18 protein-coding genes and 1 pseudogene are annotated in these 19,473 nt (G+C 49.8%); 10 read left to right on the top strand and 9 right to left on the bottom strand.

Annotation, left to right across the window (positions count from 1 at the left end; genetic code table 11):
- Positions 1–73: 73 nt before the first annotated feature.
- The gene (locus AUC31_RS07185) at positions 74–352 is read right to left on the bottom strand and encodes an HPr family phosphocarrier protein (protein WP_058380700.1); all 279 of its coding nucleotides are present in this window, start codon (positions 350–352) and stop codon (positions 74–76) included.
- 209 nt (positions 353–561) lie between these two features.
- Between AUC31_RS07185 and AUC31_RS07180 the strand changes: the two are divergent.
- The 4 genes and pseudogenes from AUC31_RS07180 to AUC31_RS07165 all read left to right on the top strand — a co-directional run.
- Positions 562–819, top strand: a pseudogene (locus tag AUC31_RS07180) (nuclear transport factor 2 family protein); the annotation flags it as partial.
- Positions 820–1,123: 304 nt separating this feature from the next.
- Positions 1,124–1,327 (top strand): hypothetical protein, encoded by a 204-nt coding sequence (locus tag AUC31_RS07175; protein WP_058380702.1) that lies wholly within the window; start codon positions 1,124–1,126, stop codon positions 1,325–1,327.
- Between the two features lie 48 nt (positions 1,328–1,375).
- On the top strand, positions 1,376–1,963 hold the full coding sequence (locus AUC31_RS07170; RefSeq protein ID WP_058380703.1) for a histidine phosphatase family protein: 588 nt from the start codon (positions 1,376–1,378) through the stop codon (positions 1,961–1,963).
- Between the two features lie 28 nt (positions 1,964–1,991).
- Positions 1,992–2,336, top strand: a complete 345-nt coding sequence (locus tag AUC31_RS07165; RefSeq protein ID WP_058380704.1) for a hypothetical protein — start codon at positions 1,992–1,994, stop codon at positions 2,334–2,336.
- Positions 2,337–2,403: 67 nt separating this feature from the next.
- On the opposite strand, the gene AUC31_RS07160 is transcribed toward AUC31_RS07165, so the two are convergent.
- A complete protein-coding gene (locus tag AUC31_RS07160; RefSeq protein WP_058380705.1) occupies positions 2,404–2,616 on the bottom strand; it encodes a hypothetical protein in 213 nt (70 codons plus the stop codon).
- Positions 2,617–2,722: 106 nt separating this feature from the next.
- On the opposite strand from AUC31_RS07160, the gene AUC31_RS07155 reads away from it, so the two are divergent.
- Positions 2,723–3,181 (top strand): SRPBCC family protein, encoded by a 459-nt coding sequence (locus AUC31_RS07155; RefSeq protein WP_058380706.1) that lies wholly within the window; start codon positions 2,723–2,725, stop codon positions 3,179–3,181.
- Positions 3,182–3,415: 234 nt separating this feature from the next.
- The gene (locus AUC31_RS07150; protein ID WP_058380707.1) at positions 3,416–5,428 is read left to right on the top strand and encodes an ABC1 kinase family protein; all 2,013 of its coding nucleotides are present in this window, start codon (positions 3,416–3,418) and stop codon (positions 5,426–5,428) included.
- Positions 5,429–5,524: 96 nt separating this feature from the next.
- Here the strand turns inward: AUC31_RS07150 and AUC31_RS07145 are convergent, their stop codons facing one another.
- Positions 5,525–6,745 (bottom strand): MFS transporter, encoded by a 1,221-nt coding sequence (locus tag AUC31_RS07145; protein ID WP_058380708.1) that lies wholly within the window; start codon positions 6,743–6,745, stop codon positions 5,525–5,527.
- A 135-nt stretch (positions 6,746–6,880) separates the two neighbouring features.
- Here AUC31_RS07145 and AUC31_RS07140 point away from each other — a divergent pair, with 135 nt between their 5' ends.
- Positions 6,881–7,249, top strand: a complete 369-nt coding sequence (locus tag AUC31_RS07140) for a winged helix-turn-helix transcriptional regulator (RefSeq protein WP_058380709.1) — start codon at positions 6,881–6,883, stop codon at positions 7,247–7,249.
- Between the two features lie 562 nt (positions 7,250–7,811).
- Here the strand turns inward: AUC31_RS07140 and AUC31_RS07135 are convergent.
- Both AUC31_RS07135 and AUC31_RS07130 read right to left on the bottom strand, forming a co-directional pair.
- Positions 7,812–8,651 (bottom strand): DMT family transporter, encoded by an 840-nt coding sequence (locus AUC31_RS07135; RefSeq protein ID WP_058383635.1) that lies wholly within the window; start codon positions 8,649–8,651, stop codon positions 7,812–7,814.
- Positions 8,652–8,914: 263 nt separating this feature from the next.
- Complete coding sequence (locus AUC31_RS07130) at positions 8,915–9,310, bottom strand: VOC family protein (RefSeq protein ID WP_058380710.1); 396 nt, start codon at positions 9,308–9,310, stop codon at positions 8,915–8,917.
- Between the two features lie 257 nt (positions 9,311–9,567).
- Between AUC31_RS07130 and AUC31_RS07125 the strand changes: the two genes are divergently transcribed.
- The 3 genes from AUC31_RS07125 (at position 9,568) to AUC31_RS07115 (ending at position 12,461) form a co-directional block, all read left to right on the top strand.
- Positions 9,568–10,827, top strand: coding sequence for a YeeE/YedE family protein (locus AUC31_RS07125; RefSeq protein ID WP_058380711.1), 1,260 nt, complete (start codon positions 9,568–9,570; stop codon positions 10,825–10,827).
- Positions 10,828–11,086: 259 nt separating this feature from the next.
- Positions 11,087–11,872 (top strand): AraC family transcriptional regulator, encoded by a 786-nt coding sequence (locus AUC31_RS07120; protein ID WP_058380712.1) that lies wholly within the window; start codon positions 11,087–11,089, stop codon positions 11,870–11,872.
- 40 nt (positions 11,873–11,912) lie between these two features.
- The gene (locus tag AUC31_RS07115) at positions 11,913–12,461 is read left to right on the top strand and encodes a TVP38/TMEM64 family protein (protein WP_058380713.1); all 549 of its coding nucleotides are present in this window, start codon (positions 11,913–11,915) and stop codon (positions 12,459–12,461) included.
- A 47-nt stretch (positions 12,462–12,508) separates the two neighbouring features.
- Here the strand turns inward: AUC31_RS07115 and AUC31_RS07110 are convergent, their stop codons facing one another.
- The 4 genes from AUC31_RS07110 to parE all read right to left on the bottom strand — a co-directional run bounded on the left by AUC31_RS07110 (position 12,509) and on the right by parE (position 19,421).
- Positions 12,509–14,104 (bottom strand): long-chain-fatty-acid--CoA ligase, encoded by a 1,596-nt coding sequence (locus AUC31_RS07110; protein ID WP_058380714.1) that lies wholly within the window; start codon positions 14,102–14,104, stop codon positions 12,509–12,511.
- Between the two features lie 200 nt (positions 14,105–14,304).
- A complete protein-coding gene (locus AUC31_RS07105; RefSeq protein WP_058380715.1) occupies positions 14,305–14,865 on the bottom strand; it encodes a GNAT family N-acetyltransferase in 561 nt (186 codons plus the stop codon).
- 162 nt (positions 14,866–15,027) lie between these two features.
- Positions 15,028–17,454 carry a DNA topoisomerase IV subunit A gene (gene parC / locus AUC31_RS07100; RefSeq protein WP_058380716.1) on the bottom strand — a complete coding sequence of 809 codons (2,427 nt, stop codon included), beginning with the start codon at positions 17,452–17,454 and terminating at the stop codon, positions 15,028–15,030.
- Complete coding sequence (gene parE / locus AUC31_RS07095) at positions 17,451–19,421, bottom strand: DNA topoisomerase IV subunit B (RefSeq protein ID WP_058380717.1); 1,971 nt, start codon at positions 19,419–19,421, stop codon at positions 17,451–17,453. The genes parC and parE overlap by 4 nt, the downstream gene beginning before the upstream one ends.
- Between the last annotated feature and the right edge of the window lie 52 nt (positions 19,422–19,473).

Genomic DNA, 19,473 nt, shown 5'->3' with positions numbered 1-19,473 from the left:
GCCATCCGGAAATTACCGGATGGCGGTTTTTTTGTGCCTATGAAACAGCGTCTGTTAAATGTGCTTAAAGGCGTTATTGCCCTGAATCGATCATGCCATGCGCTTCCAATAAGGCGGTTGCGCCGCGTATTGCTTGTTGTGCGTCCTCACCGTCTGCATGGATCGTGATGGCAGAACGGGTCGGAATCCCAAGCCCCATGACGCCGAGTATGGATTTCAAGTTAACGGTCCGATTTTTGAATTCGAGCGAGAGTTCTGATTGGAAGCGGTTCGCTTCACTGACAAGTGCTGCAGCCGGACGCGCATGCAAGCCTTCTTCTGGATGTATCCTCCCAGTGCTTAATGTAACCATGCATTTTTCCATTATAACCATTTAAAGAGGGCAAGCAATGAAAAAAATCAAGCTTGATGAGTGGGAAGCGAAAGAAACAGAGGAAATCGGAAACAATAGACTAGGCAGGGTGCAGCAAAGAGAGTAAACTGTAAATAAGTTGAATATTCGGATAACTAAGTGCTGATTTGAAGAAAAAGAGCCTGATTGGTATAAAGGGAGGGAAAAATATGAGGACGAGCAGCACCACCGACTTTTTAAGGGATTTCAATGATGCTTTTTTCAAAGGAAAGAAAGACTTTATTGAACAGCATGTTTCAGACGATGTGGAATGGATCATGGTCGGGACAATGCCTTTAAAGGGAAGACAGGCATTAGTGGATGCGGCTTTCGGGATGCAGGATTATACACAGATGGCGTTTGAGGTCGATACCATCATTGCCGCAGGGCAGGAAGGTGCGGTGAAAGGCGTCATGACCGCAAAAGGCGGAAATGACAGGGAACGCAAATACTGCTATTGCGATTTTTATGAATGGCAAGGAGACGGCGAGCTGCAAATAACAAAAATGACATCGTTCGTGGTTGAAACGAAATAGAGCCGAAACGGGCTCTATTTTTTTGATGTTGATTCCGTCAATTTACATGTATTAAACTACATAAGGTTATTAGGTAATTTTAAAAAAGGCACCCAAGATAATATACCAGTACAGGCAACTGGATGCTGACAATTCTTGCGTTCTCAAGAGAACTTCGGCAAGATGGAATAATAGCAATAAGAAAGGGTGCGAGACAGTGGATTATCTGAAATCACGCAAAAATGCATATGCCGTTTTACTGAGCGGGCTTGTAGTGGGCGTTGTCATTGCATTTTTGATCAACGATGACCCGGATACATCGACCTTGGTCGCTGCAGGGGCGATCGGTGTGGTAATCGGGGAAGCGATCATGTTCTGGCGCTGGAGCAAACAACGCAAAACAAAACAACGCGAAGATTGATGGTTAGCAGTAATGAATCAATTAGCAACGGAAGGGAAGTAGCGTACGATGACGATTATCTGCCTGATTCGGCACGGAGAAACAGAGTGGAATAAAGTCGGCCGCATCCAAGGGACGACGGATGTGCCGCTGAACGAGACAGGAAAGCAGCAAGCACGCGCGTGTGGATCTCACCTGACGGAAGAAGCGTGGGACGTCATCGTGACGAGCCCGCTCAAGCGCGCCAAAGAGACCGCGGCGATCATCAATGAAACGATGCGTTTGCCGGTATTTGAAATGGAAGAGTTCCAGGAAAAGCATTTTGGCAAAGCAGAAGGCATGACAGCAGAGGAGCGTTACGGCTTGTATCCCGACAAGAATTACCCTGGCCAGGAACAGCCAGAAGAATTCCACGGCAGGCTGTCGAGCGGGCTTTCTCAACTCAATGAACGCTTCGGCAGCCAACGTGTGCTCGTCGTGGCGCACGGAGGCGTCATCAATGCCATTCTTGAACAATTGGCGCACGGCGAATACGACGGCGAAGTCCGTTTGCAAAATGGCGGCATGAATCACTTGGCGTATGCCAGCGAGCGCTGGGAGATCCAAAAATATAACTTCATTGACCATCTTGAAGTGTTGGATGCGAAGGCAAAGTGATTACAAAAAGCTAAAAGGAGCTTGACGCATGGAACAAATTGAACTGAAAAGCTTGCATCAGGAAATTGAAAAACTAAAGTTTCACAACCGGACTTTATTGGCGTTGCTTGGGGATGCATTGGAAGATAAAATGCGTGAGCCGACGATCCATGAAGCCATTGTGGTGCATGATTTATCAAAAGCTGAACTCCAGGAATTCACTCAGTTGATCCGCGGCTATAGCGGCGACATAGAAGCTTTTGAACAGCAGTTAGCGTCCATGGGCCATAAATTCACGAACTTGACCGTTACGGGTTTGCTGCAAGGCTTCGCTGGGTCTGGCATGCTGTCCGGTAAATGTGAAGAAATTCTTCAGTCATATGAAAAAAATTGAATGAAAAAACACCGCCTGGAATGGGCGGTGTTTTACAGGGTATCGATGAATTGCTGATGGCGCCAAATCATTTGCGTTTTTTGGCAGGTTCAGACGTAGGCGCTTCTTTGGCATCGAATATGCCGCGCCGGTAAACAAACACGGCCAGCGCCGCCATAAACAAGGCGGAATTGAACCAGAACACAAGATCATTTAAATTGCCGCCAAACAACAAAGTGTTGAGGACGGTCAATAGATGCATCACCAGTAAAAAGATAAACAGAATCGTTGAGGTTCTCATCAAATCACTCCATAATCGTTTTGCTGTTTCCATTGTAACGGAATCAAAGGGCAGCAGTAAGCATTTACGAGAATTGTAGAAAAGAGTTCATGAAAGGATGAGAAAAATGGTTAAATGGAAAGAGCAAATGATTATCGATGCACCGATTGAAAAGGTTTGGAATTTGTTCCAGGACGAGCAGATCCAGCGCATTATGCCAAAAGTGGAATCGCATGACCTGCTCGAAGGGGAGAATAATGCCACAGGCGCTAAACACGCGCAAGTTTATACAGAGGGCAAACAGCAGCAGCGCTATATCGTTGAAACTTTATCCTATGTGGATGAACCCGACAGAAAATACCGCGAGACGGCTTTTGAGATGGGGCACATGTTCAAAGTGCGCTATGCGTTCAGTTTGAAACAAGAGTCCGCACAAAGCACGCGCTTTATTTATGAAGGGCAAAACAAAGGCATAAGCGTTACGGGAAAGATGATGCTTTTGGCCGGCAGTAAAAAAGCAGCCCGAAATACCGTGTTAAACTTCATGAACAGGGTTAAGCAGCAAGCGGAATCGGAAAATGAATAAAAGATGACAGCATAAATAAGCCGAAAATCAAAAATAATTGTAATAAACTACATAAGGTATAATACAAAAAAGAAAAACCGCCATCAACCAAAAAACATTCACCGCAAAGAAAAAGCAGGAAGGACTTGCCGACACCTCGAAATTACTTATATAGAAGGGCTAAAGTTGTATTGCAACGAAAGACAAACCGATAATTCATTGCAGGTTCGGTGGTTTAGGGAAAGGAGTCCGCGAATGGTCATATATGTACGGATGATTGCTGAAATGCTGGTCATCGCCATTTTTATTTATTTTGTCAGTGGCCGCTTGATGGGATCGAAAGTGAATTTTACCAAACGCATATTGTCCGTCGTGCTTGGAATTGTGCTGACGACATTCGTGTATTGGTATTCCTATTTACGGTATACCGAATTCATGGACGATGCCTTCGCAACGATGTTGACAGACACCAGCACCGTCATTTGGATCGGCAGCATGTTGATGATTTCGATGCTGTTTTACTTGATCCTCGAATTATTCGACCCGATTGAACTTGGCGACCGCGGCGAACGCATGACCAACCGCAAATTTATCTGGAAAAGGCTGCGCAATCGCTGGAGACGCCAGAAACGCTTAAGCAAAGTACTGGAGATTGCGGTCAAGAACGGCATTTCCAGCACCTTGAAATATGCGCGTCATCGTGAAAATAACCGGGAGCTTGCGGTCGCTTTCCGCAGGACGCTTGAAGAAGCAGGGGGCGTATTCATCAAATTCGGCCAAGTATTATCAACACGGACGGATTTGTTTGCACCCGTATTCATCGAAGAACTGAGCCAGCTGCAGCAAAACGTCAAAGCCTTGCCAAAAGAACAAGTGACAGAAATCCTGCGAAAATCCATGGCCCAGCCAATTGAAGAAGTGTTCTCCAAACTCGACAAAGAACCGCTCGCCTCGGCCTCGATCGGCCAGATCCACCGCGGCGTGCTGCGCAAGACCAATGAAGAGGTCATCATCAAGATGCAGCGCCCGGAAGTGAGCGCCATCATGCGGGATGATTTGGACATTTTAGTGGAATTCTCCGAATGGGTATCCAGCAAATCGACGTGGGCACAGAACATCGGATTCCGTGAACTAGCAATTGGATTCGCCAATGGCTTGCGCGAGGAAATCGACTTTGAAATCGAAATGCGCAATATGATCCAAGTGAAAAATGCCTTAGAAGACAGCAAGAATCAAGTCAAGATCCCGAAAGTCTATAGGGAATACAGCAATTCAACGATTATTGTCATGCAGTATTTTCAGGGGAAAAGCATCTCACAAGGCGATGCGGTGTTCCGACACTTTACAGTCGAGCCGAAAAATTTTGGGCGCACGGTGTTGTTTTCATTTCTAGAACAAATGCTGTTTTCCGGCATATTCCACGCGGATCCGCATCCTGGTAACATTTTTATCGATGAAACGGATGGCCAACCGATTTTGCTTGATTTCGGTTCGGTCGGTCGCTTAACAGCGCCTCAGCAAGAAGCACTCAATCATTTCATCATCGGCATCCAGCAAAACGATGCCAGCATCGTCCATGATGCGGTCAGAAAGCTGGTGGAAAACAGTGAGAAGATCGACGGGGCGAAATTTGAACAGGCCATAGGGGAGATTTTACTGAAGATCTCCTATGTCGACCGCATCCCGACAGCCGAATTGATCCATTCCTTATTCGATGTCATTCGTGAATTCGGTTTGGCGTTTTATCCGTCTGTCGGGATCGCGCTAAGGTCGCTGATCAGCCTTGACAGCACTTTGCACACCATCGACCCCAATTTTGACATGTTCACGGAAGCGAAAAGCTTTGCGAAAGAATACAAGACATCGGTGTTGAAAAAACCGTTTAAACAGCCGCTTGCTACAAAAGAACGGATCGAAGAGGAATTAGTGCTCATCTTGCCGGAAGTCGCAAAATTGCCGAAACGCATCGATCAATTGATCCGGCGCGTAGAAGGCGGCAAGATCATTTTGCACCACGACGTGTTTTCCGATAAGCACAACTCCGGGTTTGTCATGCAGTTGTTCTCCAGGTTTGTCTTGTTGATGTCTGGAATCACGTTCGGGTTCATCTCGGCTGCCTTATTGGCCATCGCCCAATTCATCGATACGGTGTACGCGATTTACTTGAATACTGCCGCATATGGAGGGCTGTTCTTATGCGTCATTTTGCTCGTTAGATTATCGATTCAAGCCATTCGGGACATGAAACGCAGCAATCAGTACAAATAACTGGATGAATCGTATGTGTCTAATGAAAATAAAGCGGAAAACCCTATCCCAGAAGCAATTCCGAGATGGGGTTTTTTATGCATTGGATGAACACCTTTACGTCACCGCGGATTTCCGGACAACAGCTGAAGCTTTTCGCTCAGATCCTTGCTCCAAGCTGCGGCTCCAGGCACTCAGCAACACGGCGCCAAAGACCATGACTGCGCCGATCCAAGGCGTATGGATCAGGCCAATCGAATCTGCCACAGCACCGCCAAGCACCGCTCCAATGGCGATGCCCGCATTAAAGGCAGCGATATTGATGGCAGAAGCTGTGTCTACAGCGCTCGGCACGTAACGCTCCGCGAGCATGACTACATAAACTTGAAGCCCTGGAACGTTCATAAACGCGAATAAGCCCATCAAGAGAATGGTGATCAAGCCGGCGATTTTGAAAGTGGCTGTAAACGACAAGATGAGCAAGATGACGGCTTGAATCAAGAACATATAGAACAATGCCCGGATCGGGTTGCGATTGGCCAATTTGCCGCCGATTGTATTGCCCGCCGCAATGGCGATGCCGTATCCGAAGAGGATGATTGTGACGGTTCCAGCTGCAAACCCCGTGACTTGCTGAAGCAAGGGAGACAGATAGGTGAAGACGACAAACGTGCCGCCATAGCCGAGCGCCGTAATGGCAAAGACCAACAGCAAACGGCCATTGGTGACCAGCTTGACTTGATCACGCAATGTAGTGCGCGCCGCTTTTTTCAAATCACTCGGCACGAGTAAAGCGTTGCCGATCAGTGCTGCAACACCAAGTGCGACAATCGCCATGAACGCGAAACGCCAGCCGAACTGTTGGCCCAGGAAAGTGCCGAAGGGGACACCGGTCACCGTAGCTACCGTCAACCCGGTGAACATCATTGCAATGGCGCTAGCTCGCTTGTTTTCCGGTACCAGATCCGCCGCAATCGTTGCGCCAATTGCCATAAAAACGCCGTGCGCTAATGCGGAAACGACTCGTGCTGCGAGTAGAACGCCAACAGTCGAGGCTGTTGCCGCAGTCAAGTTCCCGATAATGAAGACGACCATAATCCATAGCAGCAAAGACTTCCGAGGCATATTTGCGCTGACAGAGGTCAGTACCGGGGCGCCGACCATGACACCGAGTGCATATAATGACACAGTCAAACCCGCTGTGCTGACGGAAATCCCTAAATCTTCGGCGATCAACGGCAGCAAGCCGACACTGATGAATTCGGTGGTGCCGATGGCAAAGGCACTAAGCGCCAATGCCAATAAAGCGAAATTACTTCTTTTTTGTGATGCAGACATTTTTTCTCCTCCAAAAACGTTTTTATCGATCGATTTCGTTCGATACATGCTAGTATGGATGACGAGGATTTTAAAAGGAAGTACGTACTTTAAAGTGCTGTAGGTACTTTTTAGTGCCTATTGGAGGGATAAGACATGGTGAAAAAATACAATATTTCAGTGGAAGCCACGTTGGAAGTAATCGGCGGCAAATGGAAAACGGTGATTCTCTGTCATTTAACGCACGGCACGAAAAGAACGAGCGAACTGAGGCGCTTGATGCCAAACATCACACAGAAGATGATGACGCAGCAATTGCGTGAATTAGAAGCTGATGGCGTCATTAACCGAATCGTCTACAACCAAGTGCCGCCAAAAGTCGAATACGAACTAAGTGAATACGGCTGGAGCTTGCAAGGCATTTTGGATTCGTTGTGCCAGTGGGGTGAAATGCATATCGAGAAAGTGCACGGTGATAAATTCGATGTGCTGGAAGAAGGAATCTTAAACGACCATTTGAAATGAACACCAGCCGGTCTACAGAAAGGCAGCGCTTGGGTGATGGGGACCGGCTGAATTTTCTTTAATAGGCTTTTTTAAATTTTAGTTTACATAATATAAATTATAGGAAGCTGCGTTTCATTTAATAAGTATACTCATGACAGTGAGACGAAACCGAGATTTTCAGTGAAACCGGCTGTTTTTCGATATGTGGATCCAATCGTCATTTCGAGCGTTTTTTTAGGATTTCCTCGATTACTGTGCTTAAGGATTGTCGCGATGATGAAATTTAAAAACCCAAATCGAAACGGCTGATGAACAGCTGAATCGATTTGGGTTTTTAAGTTGCCATTAGTTCGTCTCATATAATCGTGATTTTTTTTGTTAACTTGCTGCGATTTTCATCAGATCTTTTACGATATCATCCATACAGTTATTTCGGATTCTTCATTCCTTAAATTTCTTGAGTTTGCATGAACCGCTCCGGCTGGCTCCTAGCTGCAGTTTTGATTTGGTTGCCGCCTGTTATCGATCCACAGCATCTGTTATTCGCATAAATCCGCTATAAATCCGCTATCGTACTCCTTTATATGGCTTTTCCAGGAATTGCCGCTTCTTGCCGCTTTTCGGGCCAATTCACCAAGAAAATGCCTGTAAAGATCAACGCGCCCCCAATAATCAGCGACACCCCGACTTGCTCCCCTAAAACGAGCCATCCCGAGATGACACCGAAAAATGGCGCCAGGAATAAAAAGGCACTCACTTTCCCGGGATTGCCGTTTTGCAGCAGGAAAAACCAAATCGCAAACTGGATGATCGACGCCGGAATCGCCAGCCAGAAAATGATGAAGAGCGATTCTGTATTGATGGCCAGTCGCTGGGTTTCCAATAAGCTGCTTGCCATCAGCAAAATCAAGCCGCCAAACAGCATTTGATACGCCGTCAGCACCCATGTATCGAGCCGGATGCCCCAATGCTTGATCAATAAGGTGCCGATCGCCCAGGACACGGCACTGCCAAAGCCGAACAAGGTGCCGACTTCCAAGTTCACTTGGCTGCCCATCGTAATGAAAACACCGAAAAACCCGAGCAGCACCCCTCCCCATTGAACGATGCGGTAGCGAATGCCGAGTGCGACAGTGCCAAAAATCACTACCAATAAAGGATTGGTGAACGTCAAAATGGCGGATTCCCCGGCCGTGATCGTCCGCAGGCTCAGGAAAATGCAGCCCATGACACCAGCGGTCTGGAAAAAACCGATGATGAGGATATGCAGCCATTCGGAACGCTGCCGTGGGTGCTTGCGCTTGAACAGTTTGACGAATATGGCCATCAAGATGCCTGCAATCGTGAAACGGATCCCGACCAACAGCAGCGGCGAAACGTGTTCGAGGCCGATTTTGCCGACTGCAAACGAAGATCCCATCAAACTGGTGGTGATGATGACGAGAAACGCGAAAAGAAATTTATTATTCACAGGACACTCGCTCCTAGCTACATGAAAAAATTCATGCAAAAATAGTCAAAACCTTTGGTCTATTTATCCATCGTACCGTAATTCCGCTTGACTTGCCTCCCTATCGTTAAAATGGGTCATTATTCATTCCAAATGAAAGACTATTCCACAGAAAAAAACCGGAAGCGCCTCCTCGTGCGGTCCCGGTTTTTTATCATTATGAAGAGAACGAGTTAAACATCCATCACCAAAAAGTTCCAGCGATGCCCATCCACATCTGAAAACCCCGCTCCGTACATACCGTTTCGTTCACCCGGAGGCGCAAAGACGGTGCCGCCTGCCTGTTCGATGCGGAACATGAAGTTATCGACTTCTTCGCGGGTTTTTGCCGATAACGAAAACAATACCTCAGAACCGATTGATGTATCGGCGATCGCTTGCTGCGTAAAAGCTTCAAAGCTTTCTTCAGGAAACAGCATCACGTAGAGGTGCTGGCCCTCTAAATAAAATGCCGCCTGCTGGGCATTGCTGGCATCCGCTTTGGGGAGCAAAAAACCGGCTTGCTCATAAAAGGCTTGAGCTGCCTGCAAATCCTTCACTGGCAAATTGATCCATAATCGATTGTCCATGGTACTTCACCTCGCTTTCGTTCCTAAAACCACCATCTACCGGACCATTGAATACTATCTATTTAGTGTCTTCACATTTTTCTCCAGAACCAACTAGCAGCAGTCCGCAGACGTATTATCCTTCTATTCCCCGGCCCTTCTTCTACAAACCTTCATAATTCCCTGCTAGCTGAAAGCCGCTCCGTTGACTTTACTGAAACGCTCCTTTAATATAATGTTTTATTCCCTACTATATCACTCAGAAAAGGATGTTTTACATGACGACTAGTACGCGGGTCCAACCCGTCAATGAAGTAAACGATCCCGTTTACCGGGACACCACCGCCTTGAATGCACCGCAGAAATCCTTGATTGCCGGGGGGATTGCGGTCGCAGCGTTATTGACGGTGTATTTACTCGCCACGCAGCATATCGCACAAACCGTGCTGCTTGGCATCGGGCTGTTGCTCGGCTATACCTTATTCCATGCACGGTTCGGCTTTACCTCGGCATTCCGCCGCTTCATGTCGGTCGGAAACGGCCAAGCGATGCGTTCGCATATGCTCATGCTGGCAGTTGCCGTGACCTTGTTCGCGCCGATTCTAGCGTATGGCTATTCGTTCTTCGGCACCGGGGTGTCAGGCTACGTTTCCCCGGTCGGCGTGAGCTTAGTGGTCGGATCGTTCATTTTCGGCATCGGCATGCAGCTCGGCGGCGGCTGTGCTTCCGGTACACTGTATGCGATCGGCGGCGGGCGTTCGGTCATGTTCATCACGCTGTTGTTCTTTATTATCGGAACGACCATCGGCGCGTATCACTTGCCGTTTTGGACAGAAGATTTGCCTGCTTTTGAACCGGTGTCACTGGCCACGTCTACAGGGCTTGGCTACGGCGGCGCATGGTTCGTGTCAATTGCGTTATTCGGGCTCATCGCTTGGATTACCTTGATCATCGAGAAAAAGAAACGCGCACCGAAAATGGCGCCGCTTCCGACTACTACAGGATGGAAACGCATTTTCCGCGGCTCTTGGCCATTGTTCGCCGCAGCGATCGCACTTGCGGTATTGAACGCATTGACCTTAATGACGCGTGGAACGCCTTGGGGCATCACGTCCGCATTCGCGTTATGGGGCTCGAAAATTGCTGAATTCTTCGGCGTGGACGTCGCAAGCTGGGGCTACTGGCAAGGCGCGAACGCGGCAATGCTTGAATCATCCATTTTCGCAGACTCCACGACCGTGTTGAACTTCGGGGTCATCCTCGGCGCCTTTCTCGCTTCAGCGGCTGGCGGCTTGTTCAAGTTCACCAAAATCACCATGGGCAATTTCTGGGCATCTGTTGTCGGCGGCTTGCTGATGGGCTACGGCGCGCGTCTTGCGTTCGGCTGCAACATCGGCGCATATTTCGGCGGCATCGCCTCGTTTAGCCTGCACGGCTATATTTGGGGCATTCTCGCTCTCGCCGGTACGTTCTTCGCACTTTACTTGCGGCCTTTGTTCGGCCTATCCGTCCCGAAATCCAACGATTCGGTGTGCTAGAACATTTACAGTTTGCTTTTTAAAGAGGTTTCCGTTCATCGGAAGCCTCTTTTTTATGAGCATGCAGCGAAACGGGACGCAATATGACTCGCTTTTTTTTTTAGAAAATGGGCCAGTCTGCTAAATGAAATTCGCTGGAATTATCAATTCTTGCGGTTCATGCAGCGGATTTTGGTATTTACCCCGAAAATTTTCCGTTATTTTTCTTGTTTCTTGCTATAATAAACATATTCTCTCCCTGAAAGAAAGTTGGCTGAACATGACCCGTGATTTTGAATTGCAAGCTATTGAATCGAAGACCGTCGCGACCACACAGTCCGTGCATATCCCGCTCCACCGCCACCAGCAACTGGCAGAATGGCTCTGGGTGGAGTCAGGTGAACTCGAACTCACCGCAAACGCTGAATGCATGACGCTCGGGCCAGGAGCACTTGCGCTGATTCCTCCTGGCCAATGGCACGCACTGTCTTTTTCTTCTAATGGTGAACAGCGCTATCAAAGACTGCTGGTTACGCATCCCCTTGAGTCAGTAAATGACACGATCTGTTTCACTTATCCTACTCACCCTGCTTTTCTCGCATCCGTGTTGGACGAACTGGGCCGTGAACTGCAACAAGTGTGCCCTGACTCGTCAAGACCAGTGCAGCTTTTGCTGAACTGGTTGTATGCTGCAGCCAAACCACCAAGCGCCCCGGTTCAAACGGTGGCTTCTTCCAAAACGGCACGCATCTTGCACCAAATGGAAGAAACCTGCCATTTGCCCTTTTCGCTTGAATCCATTGCTGCCGCTTCCGGACTCAGCAAATTCCATTTCAGCCGCCATTTCAAGGAGTCGGTCGGCCAGACACCGCTGCAATTTGTCATCAGCTGCCGCATGGAGCGCGCCAGGCAGCTGCTCCTGGCTTCAGAGCAATCGGTTTCGGACATTGCCGGGCTCTGCGGCTATAAGAGCGCGACGCAGTTTCACGCTGCTTTTACACGCCATAGCGGCAGCACGCCGAAACGATTTCGCGAGCAGCAGCAAAACCTCGGCGCCAAGCGATGAGCACCTCTTTCTTGTCCGTAAATAATGAGGTGACGCGCTAATGGAAGGCCTACTGCGCTTTTTAGAATTCATCTTATTGTTAATCGCCAATATCGCCATCGGCACGCTTGGATTCATCCCGAGCCTTCTCATTACCCCAATCAACCTCGACCGTTTCGGGTTGATCGGCGGCAGTGCATTGTCCATCAGCGGAGAGATGATCGGCGCACTGTTTGGATTTTGGCTGTACCGCTACGGGGCGAAACATATCCCGGATGCGTGGCAACAGCGTTCCTGGTTCCGGTTTTTCCGCAATCAATCCCCTGTAAGCGTCTGGTGGGCCGTATTGGGGCTGCGCATCTTGCCATTTGTCCCGTCCAGTGCCGTCACGGCAGGCGCTGCCTTGACACGGATTTCGGCGCCTGCTTTTTTCGCGGCGAGCTCGCTTGGGAAATTGCCGGCAGTGGCCATTGAAATCGCGGTCGCGTTCGGGCTGGTGTTGTGGCTGCCGCGCTCCCTGTTGTATAGCGCACTCGGCATGTGCTTGGTGATTTTGCTATTGATTGCGTTGATCCGTAAACGCAACCCGACAAAGAATGCTTCCCAATAAAAAAAGCGAGAGCTCCCGGTTGAGGAGTTCTCGCTTTTTTAGCTGCCTTAATTGACTTTCTTGCCGCCGCCCCAATACATTTCACGCAATTGGAACTTCTGCAGCTTGCCGGTTGCAGTTTTTGGCAACGATTCCACGAAGTCGACCGATTTCGGCACTTTAAAGCGTGCCATATGATCACGCGTATAGTCGAGGATTTCCTGTTCGGTCACTTCCGCTCCCTTGTGCAGCACGATGATGGCTTTTGGTACTTCGCCCCATTTCTCATCCGGTACGGCAATGACCGCCACTTCTGCGATCGCCGGATGCTTATAGAGCACGCCTTCGATTTCCGTAGACGAAATATTTTCACCGCCTGAGATGATCATGTCTTTGATGCGGTCTTGAATTTCGATAAATCCGTCCGGATGTGTCACAGCGAGGTCGCCGGTATAAAACCAGCCATCGCGGATCGCTTCCGCGGTTTTCTCAGGATCTTTGTAATAGCCTGCCATGACGACATTGCCGCGGGTGATGATCTCCCCGAGCTCCTTGCCGTTCCAGGCGACTTCTTTTCCGTCTCCCTGATTGACGACTTTCGTTTCGCCGTTAAAGGCCAGTTCAATGCCTTGGCGCGCCTTGATGCTCGCTTGCTGGTCAACATCCAGCGCATCGAATTCGTTTTTCCATTCGCAATACAAAATGAATGGCGAAGTCTCGGTCAGCCCGTAAACGTGCATCATGTTGAGGCCGAGCGTTTGTTGGGCCTTGGCGATGAGTGCCGCAGCAGGCGGCGCACCGGCCGTGCCCATACGGATTTTGGTCTTCAATTCGATCTGTTTGGCCTTTGGTTCATTGACCAGCATATTGACGACTGTCGGCGCGCCGCACAGTGAGGTGATGCCGTGGCTTTCAAACAGATCGAGAATCAGCGGCGGGTCGACTTTTCTTAAGCACACATGCGTGGCTCCTGCTGCTGTGATCGCCCAGACACCGCCCCATCCGTTCGTGTGGAACATCGGCAAGGTATGCAAATAAACATCGTCGAACTTAATCTCCAAATGATGCAGGAAGTTCGCGCCGTTCAAATAATTCGTCCGGTGCGTCTGCATAACGCCTTTCGGATTGGAAGTCGTGCCACTCGTGTAATTGAGCGACAGCATCTGGTTCTCGTCAAGTTCGACGATTGGCAATTGCTCGTCGTCAGTGACCGCTCCGATAAATTCCTCGTAGCCAATGCCCGTAAGATTTGTCTCATGCCCTTCAGCCGGCACGATAATGTAGTTCTCAATCGGCAAGTCGCCTTGGATCTCTTCGATGATTTTGGCGTATTCCGCATCGACAATCAGCATCTTCGCGTCGCTGTGCTTGATGATATAGCCCAAGTCTTTGGCAGACAAACGATAATTGAGCGGCACGATGACCGCTCCGAGCGGCGGGATGCCATAGAACGCTTCAAGCATATAATGGGTATTCGGCAGCATCACGGCGACATGGTCTTTTTCCTTGATGCCTGCATTATGTAGGGCAATCCCCAACTGGTCGGAGCGGCGGGCAAACTCCTTGTACGTGAAACGCGTGTCTCCGTCGATTACGGCTACCTTGTCCGGGTAATACTTTACCGCGCGTCGTTTCCAGTCCAGCGGTGTCAATGGTACGATCATTTCGAAAACCCCTCTCGTGTCTCTAGTGTCCAACTGTTATATATCAAGTATAGAAAGCCGAACACGGGCTGTCAACGGAAGTTTCGGAATTGGCGGAAAAATGAAACAACATAGAATTTGTGTTATAGCACAATTACTTTTACGACGAGCTGGTCCACTTCCCATCAGCTACTAACCTATTTTGAGAGGAGCCGCAGCATTCAAAACGGCGTGTCTTGTTTCGGCATACCGGCGTCCTGTTTCAGTCTCGCCAAATAATCAATGTCTTCATAGGCACCGTCCATAAAAAACTCCTGTTTGAAACGTCCCTCAAACGCCATGCCCGCCTTCTCAAGCACACGCCTCGACGCTGGGTTCCGCGCGAGGCAGCGGCCGAATACGCGGTTCAAGCCGTGTTCGGTGAAGGCCTGTTCGAGCACTTTTCGGCACGCTTCTGTCGCATAGCCTTGTCCCCACTCGGCGGGATCGATGAAATAGCCGATTTCGCCCGAGTGATGGGCTTTCGACACGGCGACCAATCCGCAATTGCCGATATAGCGTGCGGGCTGGTCTTTCGTGAAGACGGCGTATTCAAAGGATTGGCCGATATCAAAGCTTTTTTGGACATAGTCGAGCCAGCTATCGAGTTGCTGTCTCGGATACGGATGCGGGATCATCAACATCGTGTCGGCAATTTCGCGTTTTTTAATTACGGCGTAAATGCTATCCGCCATGTCCGCTGCATACGGCTTCAACCATAGCCGTTCGGTTTCAAGTATCATGTTACAAGCCTCCTATTGGATGATCCTGCTGGGTTTTGGTGCTGCCCCCAAAAGAATGAATTCAACTAGTTATTCAGTAAGCATACTGGTGATTCTCTAGTGAATAGATGAATCTATAATAAAAAGACGTTGAATGAATAAATCATTCAACGCCTGTTAAAATTATTCAGTAGCGGGCACTAAGTGAGCTGACGTGACGGCGCCGTCTGTTGCTTCGTCTACGATAAACGACCCGTTGGAATAACGGTCGACCGCTTTTAGGCGGCCTGGCGCAATCGCGATGCGCAAGCCTTTGGTGGTTTCGAGCAGAATTTCTTCTTTTCCGGTTGTGCCGATGACAGCAACCACACGGTGGGGATTGGATTTCAATTCCCGCAGCATGACAACACCGCGTTTGGCGCGGCTGCCGCTTTCAAATTCACTAAGTTTCATCTTTTTGGCGGCTCCGCGCTGCGTGGCAAGCACGAGATCTGGCTGCTGTTTTGGATCGATCATGACCACAGACACCGCTTCGTCGCCTTCTTTTAAGTTCAAGCCTTTGACACCGGCCGTCCGGAGCCCTGTTACGGGAACTTCTTCAAGCGGGAAGCGGACGCCGTACGCCATTTTCGTCGCCAGGAACAATTCGGTTTCATTCGTCACGAGGCCGGCGAAGATCATGTCGTCGCCTTTTTTCAAGTTCATCGTCTTGATGGCACGTGAATAGCGCTGCACCTGATAGTCTTTCAGCGCTGAACGCTTCACTTGACCGAATTTGGAGACGGTTAAAATGGTCGCATCCTGCTCGAAATCTTCGAACGGGAACACCGCGAGCACCGCTTCATTGGAATCGAGCGTGACGATGCTCGACAAATGCTGGCCGAGGTCTTTCCATTTGATGTCCGGCAGTTCATTGACAGGCTGGAACACGAAGTTTCCACCGGTCGTGAAGATCAACACGGTATGCTGCGTGTTGAGATTGCCTTCGAATAACAGGTGGTCGCTGTCTTTCATGGCAAAATCTTTGCCGTTCGAGGCCGCATGGGAGCGGGTGCTCGTCCGTTTGACATAGCCTTCTTTCGTCACGGTGACAATCACTTCCTCACTTGGAATCATGATTTCACGCGTAATGGTCAATTCTTCGATCTTTTCTTCGATTTCAGAGCGCCGTGGTTCCGCGAATTTCTTGCGGATCGCCTGCAATTCTTTTTTGATGACGTTTTTCAATTTCGTCGCGCTCGTCAAGATGCCGGTTAGCTCGGCAATTAATTTCCGTAAGCTCTCCTCTTCTTTTTCAAGCTCGGTAATATCGGTATTCGTCAGTCGGTAAAGCTGCAAGGAGACAATGGCTTCTGCTTGCGCTTCCGAAAACTCGAATTTCGCGATCAAATTGTTTTTCGCGTCGCGTTTGTCTTTGGACGCACGGATCGTCTTGATCACTTTATCCAATATTGACAGCGCTTTGATCAAGCCTTCGACGATGTGCATGCGGTCGCTCGCTTTTTGCAAGTCGAATTCCGAGCGTTTCGTCACGACTTCTTTTTGATGTTCGATATAGGCATCGAGCATCGTCGGCAAGGTCATCATCGTCGGACGGCGGTGATGGATCGCCACCATATTGAAGTTATAGCTGATTTGCAGGTCGGTGTTTTTGTACAGATAGTTCAAGATGCCGGCTGCCTGCACTTCTTTTTTCAATTCGATGACGATGCGCAGGCCTGTGCGGTCGGATTCATCGCGCACTTCGGAAATGCCATCGAGTTTGCGGTCGAAGCGGTGGTCATCAATTTTCTTGATGAGGCTCGCTTTGTTCACTTCGAACGGGATTTCCGTAATGACGATCTGTTCCTTGCCGCCTTTTAACGGTTCCACGGCCGCTTTGGAACGGACGACGATTTTGCCGCGACCCGTTTCATAGGCTTTTTTGATGCCTTCGACGCCTTGAATGATGCCGCCGGTCGGAAAATCCGGGCCTTTGATGACGGTCATCAATTCGTCGATCGATGCATCCGGTTTGTCGATGCGCATGAGGACCGCATCGAGTGCTTCATGCAGCGCATGCGGCGGAATGTCAGTCGCGTATCCTGCAGAGATCCCGGTCGAGCCGTTGACGAGCAAATTCGGGAAACGCGCCGGCAGGACGGTCGGTTCGACGTCCACATCATCGAAATTCGGGATGAATTCGACGGTGCGTTTTTCGATGTCGCGCAATAGTTCGCCGGAAATCGAGGAAAGCCGGGCTTCCGTATACCGCATCGCAGCCGGGGAATCCCCGTCCATTGAGCCGTTGTTGCCGTGCATCTCTACAAGCATGTGGCGGATTTTCCAGTCTTGGCTGAGCCGCACCATCGCTTCGTACACCGAGCTATCGCCGTGTGGGTGATAGTTACCGATGACGTTCCCGACCGTTTTGGCGGATTTCCGGAACGCTCTGTCGTTGGTATTGCCTTCGTGGTGCATGGCGTACAGGATGCGGCGCTGTACCGGCTTGAGCCCGTCGCGGGCATCCGGCAGCGCGCGGTCCTGGATGATGTATTTACTATAGCGGCCAAACCGATCGCCGATGACTTCTTCTAAGGGCAGATCTTGGAAACGTTCGGTTTGTGTCATACGAGTTCCTCCTCAGCGTGAATCAAATCATTTTCGAGTATGTTGCTGTCGTCTTCTAAGCCGAAGTCGACGTTGTTTTCGATCCATTTGCGGCGCGGTTCGACTTTATCGCCCATCAAGGTCGTGATGCGGCGTTCGGCGCGCGCGCCGTCTTCGATCGTCACACGGATTAAGGTGCGTGATTCCGGGTTCATCGTCGTCTCCCACAATTGGTCGGCGTTCATTTCCCCAAGGCCTTTATAGCGCTGGAGCATATAGCCTTTGCCGACTTTTTTGATCGATTCGTCAAGATCCGCTTCGGTCCAGGCATAATCGACGACTTCTTTTTTGCCGACGCCTTTGGATACTTTATAGAGCGGCGGCAAGGCGATGAACACTTTGCCTGCTTCGATGAGCGGCTTCATGTAGCGGTAAAAGAACGTCAACAGCAGCACTTGGATATGCGCGCCGTCAGTATCGGCATCGGTCATGATGATGACTTTGTTGTAGGCGATGTCGTCTACGGAGAAGTCGGAAGATACGCCGCCGCCGATTGCGTGGATGATGGTGGCGATTTCTTCGTTTTTCATAATTTCTTCCAATTTCGCTTTTTCGGTATTGACGACTTTCCCGCGCAGCGGCAAAATCGCCTGGAACGTCCGGTCGCGGCCTTGTTTTGCCGAACCGCCGGCCGAGTCGCCCTCTACAAGGTACAATTCGTTCTTTTTGGCGTTGCGCGACTGCGCCGGCGTCAATTTGCCGGACAATAAAGTATCGGATTTCTTGCGTTTTTTGCCATTTCGGGCATCTTCCCGCGCTTTTCGTGCGGCGAGACGCGCCTGAGACGCCCGTATCGCTTTGCGGACGAGTGATGCACTGTGTTCTGCGTTCTCCTCGAGGAAGTACATCAATTGCTGGGAGATCACCGCATCAACGGCACCGCGGGCTTCGCTTGTGCCGAGTTTGCTTTTTGTCTGTCCTTCAAATTGCAGCAAAGCTTCCGGGATGCGCACCGAGACGATGGCCGCTAAGCCTTCGCGGATGTCGGAGCCTTCGAGATTTTTGTCTTTATCTTTCAATAAATTGATTTTGCGTGCGTAATCGTTGAATACACGGGTCATTGCCGCTTTTGCGCCGGTTTCGTGCGTCCCGCCGTCTCGTGTGCGGACGTTGTTGACGAACGACAGGATCGTTTCGGAATAGCCGTCGTTGAACTGGAACGCGAATTCGACTTCGAGGCTGTCGCTCTGGCCTTCCATATACGCCACTTTGTGGAGCACGTCTTTTTCTTCGTTCAAGTATTCGACGAAGGCTTTGATACCGGTTTCATAAAAGAAGCTCTCGCCGGTCTGGCTGCGCTCATCGATCAACTCGATGTTCATGCCTTTCATGAGGAACGCGGATTCACGCAAGCGTTCGCTCAGCGTGTCGTAATTGTATTTGGATACGCTAAAGATGCTTTCGTCCGGCAGAAAGTGAATCAAGGTGCCTGATTCTTTCGTTTTGCCGATCTCTTCCAAAGTTGTTGCGGGTTTGCCGCCATTTTCAAAACGCTGGCGGTATTTGCGCCCGTCGCGGTGGATCGTCACTTCCAAAAAACTCGACAAGGCATTAACGACAGATGCGCCGACGCCGTGAAGCCCGCCGCTTGTCTTGTAGCCGCCCTGGCCGAATTTCCCGCCGGCATGGAGCACCGTCAAGATGACTTCCGGTGTCGGCTTGCCGCTTCTGTGCATTCCTGTAGGCATGCCGCGGCCATAATCGCGCACGCTGATGCTATTGTCTTCGTGAATGGTCACCGTGATGCGGTCGCCGAATCCGGCAAGCGCTTCATCGACGGAATTGTCGACGATCTCATAGACCAAGTGGTGAAGCCCGCGGGCATCGGTCGAACCGATATACATCCCGGGGCGTTTGCGGACAGCGTCCAATCCCTCTAGTACTTGGATCGCTTCTTCGTTGTATGCATTGCTGTTCGTTTTTGCCATCTATTTCCCTCCAACAAACATTTGTTCGTATACTGTCTTCTTTTAATCGTAT

It is taken from the genome of Planococcus rifietoensis (genome assembly GCF_001465795.2).
Classification (GTDB): domain Bacteria; phylum Bacillota; class Bacilli; order Bacillales_A; family Planococcaceae; genus Planococcus; species Planococcus rifietoensis.
This window is presented reverse-complemented; position numbering and strand designations above follow the sequence as displayed.

Excerpts from the sequence above, each read along its gene's own strand:
- AUC31_RS07185 (WP_058380700.1), bottom strand. The coding sequence starts at position 352 with ATGGTTACATTAAGCACTGGGAGGATACATCCAGAAGAAGGCTTGCAT.
- AUC31_RS07170 (WP_058380703.1), top strand. The coding sequence starts at position 1,376 with ATGACGATTATCTGCCTGATTCGGCACGGAGAAACAGAGTGGAATAAA.
- AUC31_RS07165 (WP_058380704.1), top strand. The coding sequence starts at position 1,992 with ATGGAACAAATTGAACTGAAAAGCTTGCATCAGGAAATTGAAAAACTA.
- AUC31_RS07160 (WP_058380705.1), bottom strand. The coding sequence starts at position 2,616 with ATGAGAACCTCAACGATTCTGTTTATCTTTTTACTGGTGATGCATCTA.
- AUC31_RS07155 (WP_058380706.1), top strand. The coding sequence starts at position 2,723 with ATGGTTAAATGGAAAGAGCAAATGATTATCGATGCACCGATTGAAAAG.
- AUC31_RS07150 (WP_058380707.1), top strand. The coding sequence starts at position 3,416 with ATGGTCATATATGTACGGATGATTGCTGAAATGCTGGTCATCGCCATT.
- AUC31_RS07145 (WP_058380708.1), bottom strand. The coding sequence starts at position 6,745 with ATGTCTGCATCACAAAAAAGAAGTAATTTCGCTTTATTGGCATTGGCG.
- AUC31_RS07140 (WP_058380709.1), top strand. The coding sequence starts at position 6,881 with ATGGTGAAAAAATACAATATTTCAGTGGAAGCCACGTTGGAAGTAATC.
- AUC31_RS07135 (WP_058383635.1), bottom strand. The coding sequence starts at position 8,651 with ATGGGATCTTCGTTTGCAGTCGGCAAAATCGGCCTCGAACACGTTTCG.
- AUC31_RS07130 (WP_058380710.1), bottom strand. The coding sequence starts at position 9,310 with ATGGACAATCGATTATGGATCAATTTGCCAGTGAAGGATTTGCAGGCA.
- AUC31_RS07125 (WP_058380711.1), top strand. The coding sequence starts at position 9,568 with ATGACGACTAGTACGCGGGTCCAACCCGTCAATGAAGTAAACGATCCC.
- AUC31_RS07120 (WP_058380712.1), top strand. The coding sequence starts at position 11,087 with ATGACCCGTGATTTTGAATTGCAAGCTATTGAATCGAAGACCGTCGCG.
- AUC31_RS07115 (WP_058380713.1), top strand. The coding sequence starts at position 11,913 with ATGGAAGGCCTACTGCGCTTTTTAGAATTCATCTTATTGTTAATCGCC.
- AUC31_RS07110 (WP_058380714.1), bottom strand. The coding sequence starts at position 14,104 with ATGATCGTACCATTGACACCGCTGGACTGGAAACGACGCGCGGTAAAG.
- AUC31_RS07105 (WP_058380715.1), bottom strand. The coding sequence starts at position 14,865 with ATGATACTTGAAACCGAACGGCTATGGTTGAAGCCGTATGCAGCGGAC.
- parC (WP_058380716.1), bottom strand. The coding sequence starts at position 17,454 with ATGACACAAACCGAACGTTTCCAAGATCTGCCCTTAGAAGAAGTCATC.
- parE (WP_058380717.1), bottom strand. The coding sequence starts at position 19,421 with ATGGCAAAAACGAACAGCAATGCATACAACGAAGAAGCGATCCAAGTA.